This is a genomic window from Corynebacterium riegelii (assembly GCF_001263755.1).
Taxonomy (GTDB): domain Bacteria; phylum Actinomycetota; class Actinomycetes; order Mycobacteriales; family Mycobacteriaceae; genus Corynebacterium; species Corynebacterium riegelii.
In genome coordinates this window covers 2,467,367-2,480,690 of the sequence record NZ_CP012342.1, presented here as the reverse complement: position 1 = coordinate 2,480,690, position 13,324 = coordinate 2,467,367, and the positions used below count along the sequence as shown (strand labels likewise).

Sequence of the window (13,324 nt, the reverse complement as noted above, 5' to 3'; positions counted from 1 at the left end):
CTACTTCTCCTCCGGGTGGTCTGGCTGTTCGTGTTCGGGCAGGCGGAAGCCAATCTCCTCCGTTGGGGCCTCTTGCTTATCGACGCCCCCACGCACCCCACCCAGCCTCTCGCCCGGGCCCTGTTGCTGCGGGTTCGGGCCCTGCTGCGGGTTCGGGCCCTGCTGGCCCTGCTGCTGGCCCGGGTAGGTCCAGCCCGGCGGCGGGGTCGGGCCACCGTAGTGCGGCTGGCTGGGCTGGTTGGGTTTGTTCGGCTGCCAGCGCGAGGACCCCGGCTTCGCGTGCTTCGGCGCCCCACCCATTGTGCCGCCCATCGCTTCTCGCTCCCGGCGGCGACGCTCACGCGTCTGCCTCGACGCCTCCAAAATAGAGAAGCGCTTCGGCGGCTCCTCGCCACGCTCCTTGGCCAGCTCCACCGGAGTCTTCACCGGCTCGCGGCCCGCCTGGCGCACAAAGCGCACGTCATGGGCTGGAAGCTCGGGGCGCTCCGGCTCGATGGTGTCAAAAATCGCCTCCAGATCAGGGCGGCGCAGCGTCTCCTTCTCCAGCAGCTTGGTCACCAGCGTGTCCAGCTCATCGCGGTACTTCGACAGGATGGAGTAGGCGGTTTCATGCGCGGCGTCGAGAAGCTCATGCATCTCCCTATCAATAGTTTCTGCAACCGCCGGGGAGTACTCCAAGCTGGCGCCGGCGCCGCGGCCAGAGAACGGATCACCCTGAGCCTCGCCGTACTTCACCGTGCCAAGCACCGAAGACATGCCGTACTCCGTAACCATAGCGCGCGCAATCTTCGTGGCCTGCTCAATGTCGTTGGAGGCACCCGTGGTCGGCGTGCCAAACACGAGCTCCTCGGCGCTTCGGCCACCCATGGCAAAGACCATGCGGGCGAACAACTCGTCGCGGTTGTACATGCCCTTATCGTCTTCGTCCGCAGTCATGGCAAAACCACCGGTGTTGCCGCGCTGCAGGATGGTCACCTTGTACACGCGCTCAATATCCTTCAGCGCCCAGGCAGCCAGCGTGTGGCCGCCCTCGTGGTAGGCCGTGACCTTCTTCTCGTGCTCCGAGATGATCTTCGTGGAGCGGCGCGGACCACCAATCACGCGGTCCGTAGCCTCCTCCAACGCATCCGGAGTGATCACGTTGCCACCGATGCGCGCCGTCAGAAGCGCCGCCTCATTGAGCACGTTCGCAAGGTCCGCACCACTCATGCCGGCGGTGCGCTTCGCCAGCGCATCCAAGTCCACGTCCTTGGCCAACGGCTTGCCCTTGGCGTGCACCTTCAAAATCTTCGCGCGACCCGTCATGTCCGGGTTGGTCACCGGAATCTGACGGTCAAAGCGGCCCGGGCGCAGAAGCGCCGGATCCAGAATGTCCGGACGGTTCGTCGCAGCAATCAGGATGACACCCTCGCGGCCATCAAAGCCGTCCATCTCCACCAGCAACTGGTTCAGGGTCTGCTCGCGCTCATCATGGCCGCCGCCCATGCCGGAGCCACGCTGGCGGCCAACGGCATCGATCTCGTCCACAAAGATGATGCACGGCGCGTTCTCACGAGCCTGCTTAAACAGGTCACGCACACGCGAGGCGCCCACGCCCACGAACATCTCCACAAAGTCAGAACCAGAGATGGAGTAAAAGGGCACGCCCGCCTCACCGGCAACGGCGCGGGCAAGCAGCGTCTTACCGGTACCCGGCGGGCCATACAAAAGCACGCCGCGCGGAATCTTGGCACCCAACTGCTCATAAATCGTGGGATCCGTCAGGAAGTCCACAACCTCCTGCAGCTCATCCACCGCCTCATCGGCACCAGCCACATCCGCGAACGTGTTCGTCGGATTGTCCTTATCCAGCTTCTTCGCCTTGGAGCCACCGATGCCAAACATGCCGCCACCGGCCTGCATGCGATACATCATGTACATCAGCAGGCCGAAGATCAGGACCATCGGCAGCATGAAGCCCAACATGGACATCAGGAAGGATTCCTGCGTCACGTTCGTCTTAAAGCTATCGGCCCCGGAGGACTTGACTGCGTCAAAGATCGTCGGAGTTGTGCGCGCCGGGTACTGGGTGGAGACGGCTTCGACGTTCTCGCGTTCGTCGACAGTAATGGGCTCCCTCAGCTCAATCCGGACGCGCTGCTCCCGATCATCAATCTGCACCTCCTTGGCGTTGCCCTTCTCCAGCTGCTCAAGCGCAACGGAAGTGTCAACCGGCTGGTAGGCACGGGAATCGTCCCCAATCAACGTAAGCAGGTACAGGACGATCAGCGCGGTGGCGCCAAACAGGCCCCACCGCAAAACGTTTTGATTTTTGCTCATGTAATCCGTGAAAGTTAACTAGCTTCTAATCCTCAGACGCATCCGAGTACACACGCGGGTGCAACGTGCCCACATACGGCAGGTCACGGTAACGCTCCGCGTAATCCAGGCCGTAGCCGATGACAAACTCGTTCGGAATGTCAAAGCCCACATCCAACAGGTCAATCTTGGCGGTCTGCACCTCAGGCTTACGCAGCAGCGTGACCACCTCAAGGCTCTTCGGGTTGCGGCCAGACAGGTTCTTCAACAGCCAGCTCAAGGTCAGGCCGGAATCAATGATGTCCTCAACCACCAGCACATCGCGGCCAGCGATCTCCTTGTCCAGGTCCTTCAGAATGCGCACCACGCCAGAGCTGGTGGTGGAGTTGCCGTAGGAAGACACGGCCATGAACTCCATCTCGCACGGGATGGAAAGCTTGCGCGCAAAGTCCGTGAGGAAGAAGACCGCGCCCTTGAGCACGCAGACCAAGATCAGGTCCTCGGCGGAATCCTTGTACTTCTCGCTGATCATGTCGGCGAGCTCTTGGATGCGCTCCTGCAGCACCTCCTCCGAGATCAGGATCGCTTCCACATCGTCGCCGTAGCGGTTCGCCGGGACGTTGAAATCTTTGGTGTCATGCAGCTCAGTCATGGGTGCCCTTCCCTGTCTTGTAACCCCGCCTATCTTGCCACTTCACGGCCACACGGCACAACAACTAGCCGCCCAGCCTCACGCTTTACCGCCTGGGAACCGGCCAACTCCACGCCAACCTGGCCGCGCCAGTGGGTAACAAGGCGCTCAATCGCGTCGAGTTGGGCACCGTTGGGGTGCACATGCTTTTCGACGAGCCACGCATGAATCCGAAAGCGCCTCACCACCGCGGGCAGCCCGGCCAGCTCCTCGCAGTCCATCTCTGTACTGGCGCTAGCCAGCTCGCGGATAACCTCGTTGCTCTGCGCGATCCGGTCCGCGGTGCGGGCAAGCGCCGGGACGGCGTCGCCGCCAAGCAGTTCCGATAGCGCGGGGATGATCTCGGTGCGCATGGCAACGCGCCGAAACGCCGGGTCCGCGTTCATCGGGTCGTGCCAGGGATGTAGGTGCAGCTCTGTACAGGCGCCAACCGTATCGGCGCGGCGCAGGTAGAGAAAGGGGCGCACCAGGTTGCCGCTGCGCTGCAACATGCCAGACGGGTTGCCCCGCAAGGCGCCCAGCAGCAGGGTCTCCGCCTGGTCGTCCGCGGTGTGGGCCACCCACACTTCAGCCCGATCACCCGCAGCTTCCGCGGCTACCTCGAACAGCGCAGCGTAGCGAGCCTGCCTCGCCGCCGCCTCCACGCTGCCGCCACGCTCCACATCCACGTCCACGTGCACGATTCTTGTCGACGCCCCAAGCGCCCGCGCCTGCACCGCAGCCTCCCCAGCAACCTGCGCAGATCCCTCCTGCAAATTGTGGTTGACCACCACGGCCAACACCGGAACGCCCTCCGCAAGAGCCGCAGCCACCAGCGCCAACGAATCCGGCCCACCCGAAAGGCCGATCACAACAGGGCCGCCAGTATCCCCGCCATGGGACGTTTGCCAACACAGGCGCACGGCGCGTCGGCAAGCAAGAAAGTGCGGGCTCTTGCGCGGCCAGAAAGGCTCAGCCATCAGTACTCCCGCAGGATCGATGCCATCTCATCCATCGCCCGGCGCGCGTCCAGGATGTTGGAGCCGTTGGAGAGGAACGCAAACGTGTACACGTTGCCGTTGACGCTGGTCACCGTGCCGGCAAGTCCCGAGGTGTCATCAAGCGTGCCGGTTTTCGCGCGCACCCAGCCACGCCCATCCAGATCCCCGTAGCGGTCGATCAGGGTGCCTTCGCCAGCAGCCACGGGCAGGGTTGCCAGCAGCGGGCGAAGCGGGGTGTTCATCGCGGCGTCCGCAAGAATCTCGTCCAACAGCCGCGGGGTGATCAGGTTCAGGGTGGACAGGCCAGAGCCGTCCTCAATCACGCTGCCGGCGGTGGTGAAACCGCGCTCCGCAAGCACCGTCAGCGGGTCCTTACCGGTGTGTTCCTTCAGCTCGCGGGCGATCGCCTCGGCATAGACGTTGTCGGAGCGCTTCATCATCGTCTCCATGCGCTCCACCAGCGTCGGCGACTCCACCGCACCGACCTCCTGCGCGCCCTCCGGCACCGGGGCCACACCGACCTCGGTAGCCCCCACCCGGTCGGCCACGGCCTGCGCCACGTCCAGCGCCGGGGTGTGGGAGCGCGGCACGTCGCCCGTCTCATGCTCCAGCCCGCGCCCACCGTTGAGCATCAGCGGCTGCAGCGGCGCCACATAGCCACCATCAATATCCAGCTCGTCCCAGCCCGGCATCATCTCCGGCAGCCCCGCCCACTGGGAGGTATCCACATACACAGCGCGGGCACCACTGCTTATCGACGCCACCTCGTCCACCCCCTCCTGCCCCATCCACACATCCCCCGTGGCCTTGATATACACAGCATCCCCATCCCGGTAGATGGTGGTGGTCAGCGTGTCATTCGGCCCCAACTCATACAGTGCCGCCGCCGCGGTGAGCACCTTGGTTGTAGACGCCGGGCGCAACGGCACATCCGCCATCTGCTCAAAGACAACGTTGCCCGTGGTCGCATCAGTGATGTGGGCGTGGAACTGGCCAAGGTTGGGGTTTTGGGCGGCGTGCGTTAAGGCGTCGGCAAGCAGGTGCTGCTCAATCGGTGCCCCGGTAGCCGGGGTGAGGGGCTGGTGTGCCGCGGGCAGTTCGTAGGCCGGGGCGTGCTCAAGCGCCGAGAGCTGCTCGTGCGCCGCAACACCAAAGCCCGCGACACCGCCGACCGCCGTCAACGCCAACGCCGAAACCACCCAAGTACCAATCCGCTGTGCGCTGCTCTTACTCATCGCTGTTGAGGGTAGTACACAGAACTATGTCCTCCAGGAATCGTCCAAACCAGCACAGCGCCCCGTCATAATCGGCAACATCAGCTGGATCCCGAAGGCTCGCCCGAGCTGTGTCGTACAGTTCCTTCCACCCCTGCCCAGGAGTAAGCATCGGCGGCCACGCCTGTCGCTGCCTGTAGCGGAACAGTCTCTCACACAAAAGCTTCGTTTGCCCCAGATCTATTGCCTCATGTTTCTCCAGCAATTGCAGATCCACAAGATCATGGGCTCTTTCGCTTCCAGGTGAAGTAAGAGCATGAATCTTCTGCGCAACTTGGTACTCGGCACCCATAACCGGCGCCGGCTCAGGCGCCGGAAGCCCAATCGCAGTAAACAAATTCACGAGTTCATCAGGCATGGCTAAGTGCGACGACGCTGCGGAACCAATTTCGTTTTGAGCAAGTTCAAAATCGACGCTCTTCCAGCTCTTACCGCGAAAGCCAAGCTTTACTTGGAACTTTGAGGTCACATAATCCGAGGGAACATCACGGGGAGATGGCTTTTTCAGCTGTTTCAAAACACCAGTAAACCCAGCCCAACCGTCACGGAGGTTCTCTTCAAAAAGATCAAGGACGTCATCTTCCGCCAGCGCCCGCGCTGAGTCCACATCCGTAGTTCGTCTCACACCAGTGCCGTATCGAAGCACCATGGCACTACCACCCTTAATAACCATGCCTTCGGGCATCATCTGAGACACCACAACCATGGCCATCAAGAAATGTCGACGGTTCGCATCGTCTTGGCCCAACTCCTGCTGGGCCACACGCGCCTGCAAAGACTGCAGATTGGCGGGTGGGGAATCATAAGTCTTCATCGCTGAATTTCTCCATCAGTTGGCGGTATTCACGGCGCAACAACAACCCTTCCTCGCGCGCTTTCCTGATCGCCGCCACGAGACGCTCTCGCATGATGCCTGGAGCGGCATCCTCGAATGCGGTCACCAGCGGCTGGCATGGGATTCCTTTGTATAGATGAATATCCTCGGCGCGCTTGGGCTTGATAACGCGGATGTTGTCCGGCAGCTCCCTTTGATGACGCTGGGGCGACGCAATGGTTATCACCCTCGGGTTAACGTTTGCAAGGTCAAAAAGGGCTAAGACGGAGTCTTCAGCTAAGTAGGCTTCATCGCCGAGCGATCTCAAGATCCCACGAATCTCCGTGTGCTCATCCGCGGGGTACAACGGATCCCAATAGACGCCACGGTGCACCTTTTCAAAAGCGCCACGCTGGGCAAGCTTGCGCAGCTCAACCTTTGGCACGCCATAATCCGCAGCGATGGTCGGCGTAACAAAACCATCATTCTCACGTGCAGCCTGGCGGAGGCGGTCACGGTACGTTGGTTTTCGTGAAATTAGCCGACTCATGCTTGAAGCGTACTATTTTTAGTACGGTTTAAGCAATAGTTTGTTGGGTAGTTAGCTAGGCGTGTTAGCTAGGCGATCAAGCACCCACACCACCCACGGGGCTGAGCCGCGAAGTACGATTACCAACGAATCCCATTCCGAACCGAGCAAAAGGAGCTTCCCAATGGCTATCGAGGTCATCATCGAAATCCCCAAGGGTTCCCGCAACAAGTACGAAGTAGACCACGAAACCGGCCGCGTCTACCTCGACCGCTACCTGTTCACCCCGATGGCATACCCAGCCGACTACGGCTACATCGACCACACCCTGGCAGATGACGGCGACCCGCTCGACGCCCTGGTCATCACCCCGGAGCCGGTCTTCCCCGGCGTGACCGTCAAGGCCCGCCCGCTCGGCGTGTTCAAGATGACCGACGAGGCCGGCGGCGACGACAAGCTCCTGTGCGTGATTGACGACGTCCGCTACGACCACTACCAGGACATCTCCGACGTCTCCCAGTTCCTCAAGGACGAGATCGAGCACTTCTTCGTCCACTACAAGGACCTGGAGCCGAACAAGGAAGTCACCGGCTCCGGCTGGGGCGACAAGGCTGAGGCCGAGGCGATCCTGCAGGCTTCCCTGGACGCGTACAAGAAGTAACGCCGGCGCTGCGCCCGCGCGGGTCGCGGCGCGCGGCGTGAGACGCCCGGGGTCGCGGCGCGTGGGGTCACGCCGTACAGCGGCGCCCCCCGAAAACGCGTTTGCAGCTACCTACACCCGGCTACCAAGCGATTTTTCCGCTGGTAGCTGCAGGTAGGTAGCTGCATTCTTGGTTTTTGGCCGCGTTGGGCCCAGCCGACCCTAGCGGCAAACGCCACAATCCTGTTACGCTGCAGCCACACCAGCTACACCAACTACACCGTCGCCTCAGGGGGAGGCGACACGGGGGATTCACAAAAGGGGGACTTCATGGACCGCGAAGCACTTGCCGCGCACCTACTGAAAAAGGGCGCCGCGCAACATCACAATTGCGTCAAGCTTTCCGCAACGTGTTTTGTCACTGAGGCGCAGTGGCACGCCATGCGCCGCCATGAGCAGGCGTTTCTCCGCTGCTACGCGGCAGGATTGGCGGCGCCGAGGGCGGTGCTCGTGGGACGCTCGGCGGCGCGCGTGGCCAATATGTGGGTGCTGCCCACGGATGCGGAAGAGGTGGAGTTGGCGTTGGGGGGTGGGGCATCGCCGTCGACAAGCCAATGTCCCAAAGGCGTGACGTACAGGCGCTTTACGGTGCCCGACATGGACCTGGCGACATTTCGCGGGGCGCGGTTGACCATGCCGGTGCGCACCGCGGTGGATGTGGCGCGGCTGCACGGCGTGCGGCACGGGGTGGTGGCGATGGACGGGCTGATGCACGGAATTCCGCGCGGCAATCGGCGGGAGGTACGCGACGCGCTGCATGCGGTGATCAGGCGGCTTGCCGGCAAACACGGCATCGCGCGTGCGCGGGAAGCGTTCACGCTGAGCTCCGTGGTGTCGGATTCCCCGTTTGAGTCCCTGTTCCGTGTGATGCTGGCGGAGCACGGCATCGTGGCCCAGGAGCAGATGTGGATTGGGGATTACCGCGTTGACCTGCTGTGGGACAACCTGATCATTGAGATCGACGGCCACCTCAAATACGCCGACGTCCCGCATGAGGTGCTCATGCGGCAACTCGCGCGCGAGAACTGGCTCAAAGAGCAAGGCTACGAGGTGATCCGCCTCTTCCCCGCCGACATCCTGAAAGATGAAACCGCGTGCATCAAGCGGGTCATGGGGGCCAAGTTGCTTGCCGACGCCCGCGGCGTCCCCCACACCCCCTCCTCTCCTTACCGGGAGTGGTGAGTGGATTGCTTGGCGTGGTGGCGCACCATAAACGCGCCGAGTAGGCCCAGCACTAGGAACGCCGCGGAAAACCCGATCGACCAGGCGGCCGCCTGCGCGAACCCTGCGGACAGTTGCGTGACCACGGCGTCGCGGGCCGGGCCGAGCTGCGCGGCAAGAGGGCTGTCGGGGGCGGCGCTGCGCAGCTGCCCGATCACCGCACCTGCGGAGGACTGGGTGGCGTGGGAGAGCTGATCGGCCACCTCGCCGGGCAGGCCGCTGACGTTGTTCAGCGTGGCGGGTAGCTTCTGCGCCATCGCGGCAGCCAGTGCGGAACCGGCGATCGCGGCCCCCAAGGCGGAGCCGAGTTGGCGTACCGTCGATTGGGTTGCGGAGCCGGCGCCGGAGAGCTCCTCGGGGATGTCTGCAAGCACGGTGGACGTGAGCTGCGCCGATGCCAGCCCCAGGCCCACCCCGTAGACCACCAAGGCGCCGATGGTGAACCAGATCGACGCCTGCTGGGCAACCACCCACGCCAGCACCGCAACACCGATGACCTCCAGCGCAAGGCCCAGGACCACAACCCCGGGCGCGCCGAGCCGTGCTGCTAGATGACGCGCCGCCGCACCCGACCCAAACGCCCCCAGTGCCATGGTGGCGAGGATGGTGCCGGCGGTGAGCGTCGATAAGCCGAGTGCATTGATGAGGAACAAGGGCAGCACGAACATCAGTGAGAACTCGCCGATGGCCACCGTGGCTGCGGTGAGGTTGCCCCAGGAAAACGTGCCGACCTTGAACAGGCTGAGGTCCAGCAGCGCGTCGCGGCCGTTGCGCGCGCGGTGCAGCTCCCAGCGCACAAACAGGCCGATAAAGACCAGACCGATACCGATGGCGAACGGCACCGGCGACATCGACCAGTGTGCCGGCCACTCCCAGCCGCCAATTGCGAGGGTTTCCTTCTTGGTCCACCAGCCGAGCGTGGTTGCCTCAATCAGGCCGAAGACGACTAGGCCGAAGCCGATTGCAGACGTCAGCACACCATCCACATCCACGCCGCGCACGTTGCGCTTGCCGTGCGTCTGCGGCACCCACGCGAAAATCCCCGCCAGGACCAGCAAGCCAAGCGGCAGGTTCACCCAGAAGATCCAGCGCCACGACGCATACTGCGTAAGCACGCCACCGAGCAGCGGACCCAACGCCGCCGTACCACTCATCACCGCGCCCCACACGCCGAACGCGGCCGCGCGATCCTTGCCCGTGAACAGGGAGTTCACCGACGACAACGTGGCCGGCAACACCAGCGCGCCGCCGACGCCCTGCACCGCGCGGGCGGCGATCAGGCTGCCTGCGCCGGTGGCGGCAGCGGCCAGCAGCGACCCGGCAACGAACAGGGTCACGCCCGCCGCGAACGTCGTCCTCCTGCCAATTCGATCCCCCAGGCGCCCCGAACCAAGCAGCAGCGCTGCGAAAATCACGTTGTAGATCGCGTTGACCCACTGCGCGTTGGTCAAGCTCAGGTCGAGTGCGGCGATCATGGTTGGCAACGCGACGCCAACGATCGTTCCATCCATCACAATCAACGCCAGCCCGGCGGCCAAGACGCCGAGGGCTTTCCAGCGGTTTTGTACGGATTGTGCTGGGGTTTGTTGGGGATCCTGTTGGAGGGTTTGTTCTGGGGTTTTGGTGGTTTCTGTGTTCACGGCTTCACGGTAGGCCTGGCTGCGGTAGCCCACCATCGACCGATGGGTTGATTTGCTCCCCTTAAACGCGTTTGCAGCTACCTAGACCCGGCTACCAAGCGAAATTTCCGCTGGTAGCTGCAGGTAGGTAGCTGCAAACGTGTTTGGGCGCCGTCGAGAAGCGAGGCGCTGGGCCGGCTAGACCAGCTGGCGGCGGCCGAACGCGAATACGGCCGCACCCAAAACAGAAGCCAGCAGCAGGGCGATCATGCCCTTGCCAAACGCGTTGGAGCCGGTAGCGGCGTTGATGCCGCGGGTCTCGGACTGGGCCTCAACGGTGGTCACGGCCTTGCCCTGAGCCTCTGCCTCGGCGGCGGCGCGTGCCTGGGCTTCAACCTCGCCACGGTTGGAGGACAGCATGTGGGCGGAGGCGTCGATCTCCTGGGAGGTCGGGGTCACGCCGATGCGGCCGAGGTCGGTGACGAAGGTCTTGCCGTCCTGGTTCAGGTACCAAGCCACGCCGCCGATGATCAGCATCGCCGGCAGCACGATGGCGGCGGCGGTGCCCAGGTCGGAAGCGGAGGAACCGCTAGCCGCGAGGCCTGCGCCTGGGGCGGAGGAACCGGCTTCCACGGCGAACTTGCCGCGGAGGTCCTGCGGCAGGGAGCGCTGCAGCTTGTTCGCAAACTCGATGACCGACATCCAGGATGCGTTGCCAGCCTCAAACTCGGCGTTGACCAGTTCGGGGTTGTTCACAACGTACTTGAAGTCCTTGGAGTAGAACCACTTCTGGCCGTCCAGCTCGCCGGCAAGTTCGCCTGCAACCCAGGCCGGCAAGGACTCAAGGGAGAAGTTGAAGGCCGGGGAGGTGGAGCTGCCGGTGGAAGCCTGCGCGGAACCCTCAGCACCCTCGCCAACCTCAGACAGCGTGGTGGTGGTCATGGTCAGGGAGCGCTGCACGAGGTTTTCGGGCAGGCGCTTGCCGGTGTCCTGGGCCAGCGACCAGATGGTGCGGAACTCGCCCTGGGTTGGGGTGTTGACCTGGGTTTCGTCGCTGACAACGTTGATCCCGTCGGCGGCGTAGAACCACTTCTTGCCGTCGAATTCGGCAGCGAAGGTGCCCGGCGCGAAGTCCGGCAGGGCTTCGGCGGACTCGGCGTCCATGATTACTGCCTGGTGCTTGAGGCGTGCGGCGCCAACCTGGCTTTCCGGTACGGTGCGGCCGGTTGCGGCGGCGAAGTCCAGCAGGGACATCTCTACCTTGGCGTTGCCGGTGGGGTTGCCCTTGGCGGCTTCGGCGTCGGTGGTCACGGTCAGGCCGTCGGCCATGTAGTACCAGGTCTTGCCGCTGAACTGGCCGGCTTCGGCGCCTACGGCCCATGCGGGCAGGGAGGTGTTGGTTTCGGTTGCGGTGGAGGACAGGCCGTTGGCAATCGGGTCGAGCACGGGGCTGGTCAGCGTATCGACGAGCGCGTTAACACTCGATCCCGACACCTCAGCACTAACAGATCCGTTGGCAGCCCCATCGGAGGACTGCGCGGATGCGGTCGGGGTGATAGCGATGGCCATTGCGCCTGCAACGGCGAGGGCGGTCAGTGAGGTGGCGTGACGCTGCATGGTGTGCTCCAAAGGGGTTCAGGGAAGGCTGAAGTCTCAAGCGAGACTTGAAGGTTTACACCACTCTAGTCACACACATTCACATTTGTCACACCCAACACGCGAAAAATCTCAACACGCCAAAAACTCACCCCACCACATCCTCCTGCCCCACCACGCCCACGAACTGCCACCCCACCACCGCATTCGACACTGCTTCTTTGAAGGGGTTGGCGGGTTGGATGCAGGTGATGGTCACCAACCGCCCCGGCACCGCGGCCTCGCCCCAGATTGCGGCGTCGCCGGCGAGGGCGTCCTTGGAGGGCTCGTGAAGGTCGGTGGCCTGGTACTTCAGCCACCACTTGCCGGATGCTTCGGTGCGCAAATACATGGCGTCCCCCACCGCCACGGTGTGCGCCTCGGCGGATGGGTTGTACAGCTTGTCAAACACGGCCGGCACCCCGGCGGCGGCATGGCCTGCGATCACAACGATGTCGCCCGCGTCGCTGCCAGGCAGTTCGTAGGGCTTGGAAGGATCGGTAAATACGCAGGCTTTGGACAGGCTGGCGGGGTCGACGGTGCCGTCGATAAGCCTGCAAGGCCCCTTCTCAAAGCTGGCATTGAGCCCGACCGAGGGGATGGACAGGGCGGTGGGGTCGGACGCCGCGACGTGCGCGGGCGGCAGCTCCGGAGCTACCACCTCGGGCTCCTCCTTAGGCCCGCCGCACGCGCGCACGGGAATAATCACGATGAGCAGGAGAATCGCCAGCGCCACCGCGCGCCGCACATGAAACACCCACTGCGGCGGACGCGCCTTCCGGTTAGCCATAAAAACACTATAGGGTTGTGGCTTATGAAAACTGTGCAGGTTACTGAGGTTCCGCAGGGCATTCAGCTTATCGACGTCCGCGAGCCCGAAGAATACGCCACCGCCCACGCCGCCGGCGCCGTAAGCATCCCGCTCAGCGAGCTTGTCGCACGCACCGAGGAGATCGACCCGGACCGTGACATTTACGTCATCTGCCACGCCGGGGGCCGCTCACTGCAGGCCGCCGAGTATTTGGAGAACGCACTCGGGTGGGACAACGTGATCAACGTGGCTGGCGGCACTAGCGCTTGGGTCGAAGCGGGACTGCCAACGGTTTAGACTTGCAATTATGGCCCAGTCCCCAGAATTGCCCAGCACGCTGACCAAGTCGCCGTCGTTTCAAATCGAGCGGGTGCGCCGCCACACCAAGGACCTGGTGGAGAAGGCACTCAACGGGCACGGCACCAGCATGCGCGAGTACTGGGTGCTCAGCTGCGTGCTGGAGAGGCCGCTTTCGCAGCGCGAACTCTCCGAGCTGCTGGTCATTGACGCTTCCGACATGGTGCGGCTTATCGACTGCCTGGAGAAACAAGAGTGGGTCAAACGCGACCGGGACCCGAAGGACCGGCGCCGCCAGATTGTCACCGCCACCAAAAAAGGCACGAAGATGCACCACACCTTGGCCAAGGATGTGGCGGCGGCGGAAGATCAGGCGCTTGAGGTGTCCTCCACCAAGCAGCTGAAGAGCATTAAGAAGCTATCGCGCGCGATTTTGGACGAAGAAAGTTAGGGTG

At 63.3% G+C, this 13,324-nt stretch carries 13 protein-coding genes; 4 read left to right on the top strand and 9 right to left on the bottom strand.

Features of this window, described 5'->3' with window-relative positions; all coding sequences use genetic code 11:
- The 6 genes from ftsH to AK829_RS11615 are packed head-to-tail and all read right to left on the bottom strand — an operon-like array spanning position 1 to position 6,607.
- Positions 1-2,319, bottom strand: coding sequence for an ATP-dependent zinc metalloprotease FtsH (ftsH, locus tag AK829_RS11640; protein ID WP_052206117.1), 2,319 nt, complete (start codon positions 2,317-2,319; stop codon positions 1-3).
- 25 nt (positions 2,320-2,344) lie between these two features.
- Entirely contained in the window at positions 2,345-2,950 is a 606-nt protein-coding gene (hpt, locus tag AK829_RS11635) for a hypoxanthine phosphoribosyltransferase (RefSeq protein ID WP_180950581.1), read from the bottom strand.
- A gap of 29 nt (positions 2,951-2,979) precedes the next feature.
- The gene (gene tilS / locus AK829_RS11630) at positions 2,980-3,948 is read right to left on the bottom strand and encodes a tRNA lysidine(34) synthetase TilS (protein WP_052206115.1); all 969 of its coding nucleotides are present in this window, start codon (positions 3,946-3,948) and stop codon (positions 2,980-2,982) included.
- Positions 3,948-5,204, bottom strand: a complete 1,257-nt coding sequence (gene dacB, locus AK829_RS11625; protein WP_052206113.1) for a D-alanyl-D-alanine carboxypeptidase/D-alanyl-D-alanine endopeptidase — start codon at positions 5,202-5,204, stop codon at positions 3,948-3,950. Before dacB ends, tilS begins: the two co-directional genes overlap by 1 nt.
- Positions 5,197-6,057, bottom strand: coding sequence for a nucleotidyl transferase AbiEii/AbiGii toxin family protein (locus AK829_RS11620; RefSeq protein ID WP_052206111.1), 861 nt, complete (start codon positions 6,055-6,057; stop codon positions 5,197-5,199). The genes dacB and AK829_RS11620 overlap by 8 nt, the downstream gene beginning before the upstream one ends.
- Complete coding sequence (locus AK829_RS11615) at positions 6,044-6,607, bottom strand: type IV toxin-antitoxin system AbiEi family antitoxin domain-containing protein (protein WP_052206110.1); 564 nt, start codon at positions 6,605-6,607, stop codon at positions 6,044-6,046. Before AK829_RS11615 ends, AK829_RS11620 begins: the two co-directional genes overlap by 14 nt.
- 163 nt (positions 6,608-6,770) lie before the next feature.
- Here AK829_RS11615 and AK829_RS11610 point away from each other — a divergent pair, with 163 nt between their 5' ends.
- Together AK829_RS11610 and AK829_RS11605 are read left to right on the top strand one after the other, a co-directional pair.
- Positions 6,771-7,247, top strand: a complete 477-nt coding sequence (locus AK829_RS11610) for an inorganic diphosphatase (RefSeq protein WP_052206108.1) — start codon at positions 6,771-6,773, stop codon at positions 7,245-7,247.
- A gap of 309 nt (positions 7,248-7,556) precedes the next feature.
- Entirely contained in the window at positions 7,557-8,468 is a 912-nt protein-coding gene (locus AK829_RS11605; RefSeq protein WP_052206106.1) for an endonuclease domain-containing protein, read from the top strand.
- On the opposite strand, the gene AK829_RS11600 is transcribed toward AK829_RS11605, so the two are convergent.
- From AK829_RS11600 to AK829_RS11590, 3 genes are all read right to left on the bottom strand, one after another.
- On the bottom strand, positions 8,453-10,147 hold the full coding sequence (locus AK829_RS11600; protein WP_052206539.1) for an MFS transporter: 1,695 nt from the start codon (positions 10,145-10,147) through the stop codon (positions 8,453-8,455). The two genes, AK829_RS11605 and AK829_RS11600, sit on opposite strands and share 16 nt — an antisense overlap.
- A 177-nt stretch (positions 10,148-10,324) precedes the next feature.
- Positions 10,325-11,743, bottom strand: coding sequence for a hypothetical protein (locus tag AK829_RS11595; protein ID WP_052206104.1), 1,419 nt, complete (start codon positions 11,741-11,743; stop codon positions 10,325-10,327).
- A 127-nt stretch (positions 11,744-11,870) separates the two neighbouring features.
- On the bottom strand, positions 11,871-12,551 hold the full coding sequence (locus AK829_RS11590; protein ID WP_157045369.1) for a sortase family protein: 681 nt from the start codon (positions 12,549-12,551) through the stop codon (positions 11,871-11,873).
- Positions 12,552-12,575: 24 nt separating this feature from the next.
- Here AK829_RS11590 and AK829_RS11585 point away from each other — a divergent pair, with 24 nt between their 5' ends.
- The gene (locus tag AK829_RS11585) at positions 12,576-12,869 is read left to right on the top strand and encodes a rhodanese-like domain-containing protein (protein ID WP_052206102.1); all 294 of its coding nucleotides are present in this window, start codon (positions 12,576-12,578) and stop codon (positions 12,867-12,869) included.
- 10 nt (positions 12,870-12,879) lie between these two features.
- Positions 12,880-13,320 carry a MarR family winged helix-turn-helix transcriptional regulator gene (locus tag AK829_RS11580; RefSeq protein ID WP_052206100.1) on the top strand — a complete coding sequence of 147 codons (441 nt, stop codon included), beginning with the start codon at positions 12,880-12,882 and terminating at the stop codon, positions 13,318-13,320.
- The last annotated feature ends 4 nt before the right edge of the window (positions 13,321-13,324 follow it).

What these genes read in the sequence shown, in the direction of transcription:
- ftsH (WP_052206117.1), bottom strand. Translation starts at nt 2,319, where the DNA reads ATGAGCAAAAATCAAAACGTTTTGCGGTGGGGCCTGTTTGGCGCCACC.
- hpt (WP_180950581.1), bottom strand. Translation starts at nt 2,950, where the DNA reads ATGACTGAGCTGCATGACACCAAAGATTTCAACGTCCCGGCGAACCGC.
- tilS (WP_052206115.1), bottom strand. Translation starts at nt 3,948, where the DNA reads ATGGCTGAGCCTTTCTGGCCGCGCAAGAGCCCGCACTTTCTTGCTTGC.
- dacB (WP_052206113.1), bottom strand. Translation starts at nt 5,204, where the DNA reads ATGAGTAAGAGCAGCGCACAGCGGATTGGTACTTGGGTGGTTTCGGCG.
- AK829_RS11620 (WP_052206111.1), bottom strand. Translation starts at nt 6,057, where the DNA reads ATGAAGACTTATGATTCCCCACCCGCCAATCTGCAGTCTTTGCAGGCG.
- AK829_RS11615 (WP_052206110.1), bottom strand. Translation starts at nt 6,607, where the DNA reads ATGAGTCGGCTAATTTCACGAAAACCAACGTACCGTGACCGCCTCCGC.
- AK829_RS11610 (WP_052206108.1), top strand. Translation starts at nt 6,771, where the DNA reads ATGGCTATCGAGGTCATCATCGAAATCCCCAAGGGTTCCCGCAACAAG.
- AK829_RS11605 (WP_052206106.1), top strand. Translation starts at nt 7,557, where the DNA reads ATGGACCGCGAAGCACTTGCCGCGCACCTACTGAAAAAGGGCGCCGCG.
- AK829_RS11595 (WP_052206104.1), bottom strand. Translation starts at nt 11,743, where the DNA reads ATGCAGCGTCACGCCACCTCACTGACCGCCCTCGCCGTTGCAGGCGCA.
- AK829_RS11590 (WP_157045369.1), bottom strand. Translation starts at nt 12,551, where the DNA reads ATGGCTAACCGGAAGGCGCGTCCGCCGCAGTGGGTGTTTCATGTGCGG.
- AK829_RS11585 (WP_052206102.1), top strand. Translation starts at nt 12,576, where the DNA reads ATGAAAACTGTGCAGGTTACTGAGGTTCCGCAGGGCATTCAGCTTATC.
- AK829_RS11580 (WP_052206100.1), top strand. Translation starts at nt 12,880, where the DNA reads ATGGCCCAGTCCCCAGAATTGCCCAGCACGCTGACCAAGTCGCCGTCG.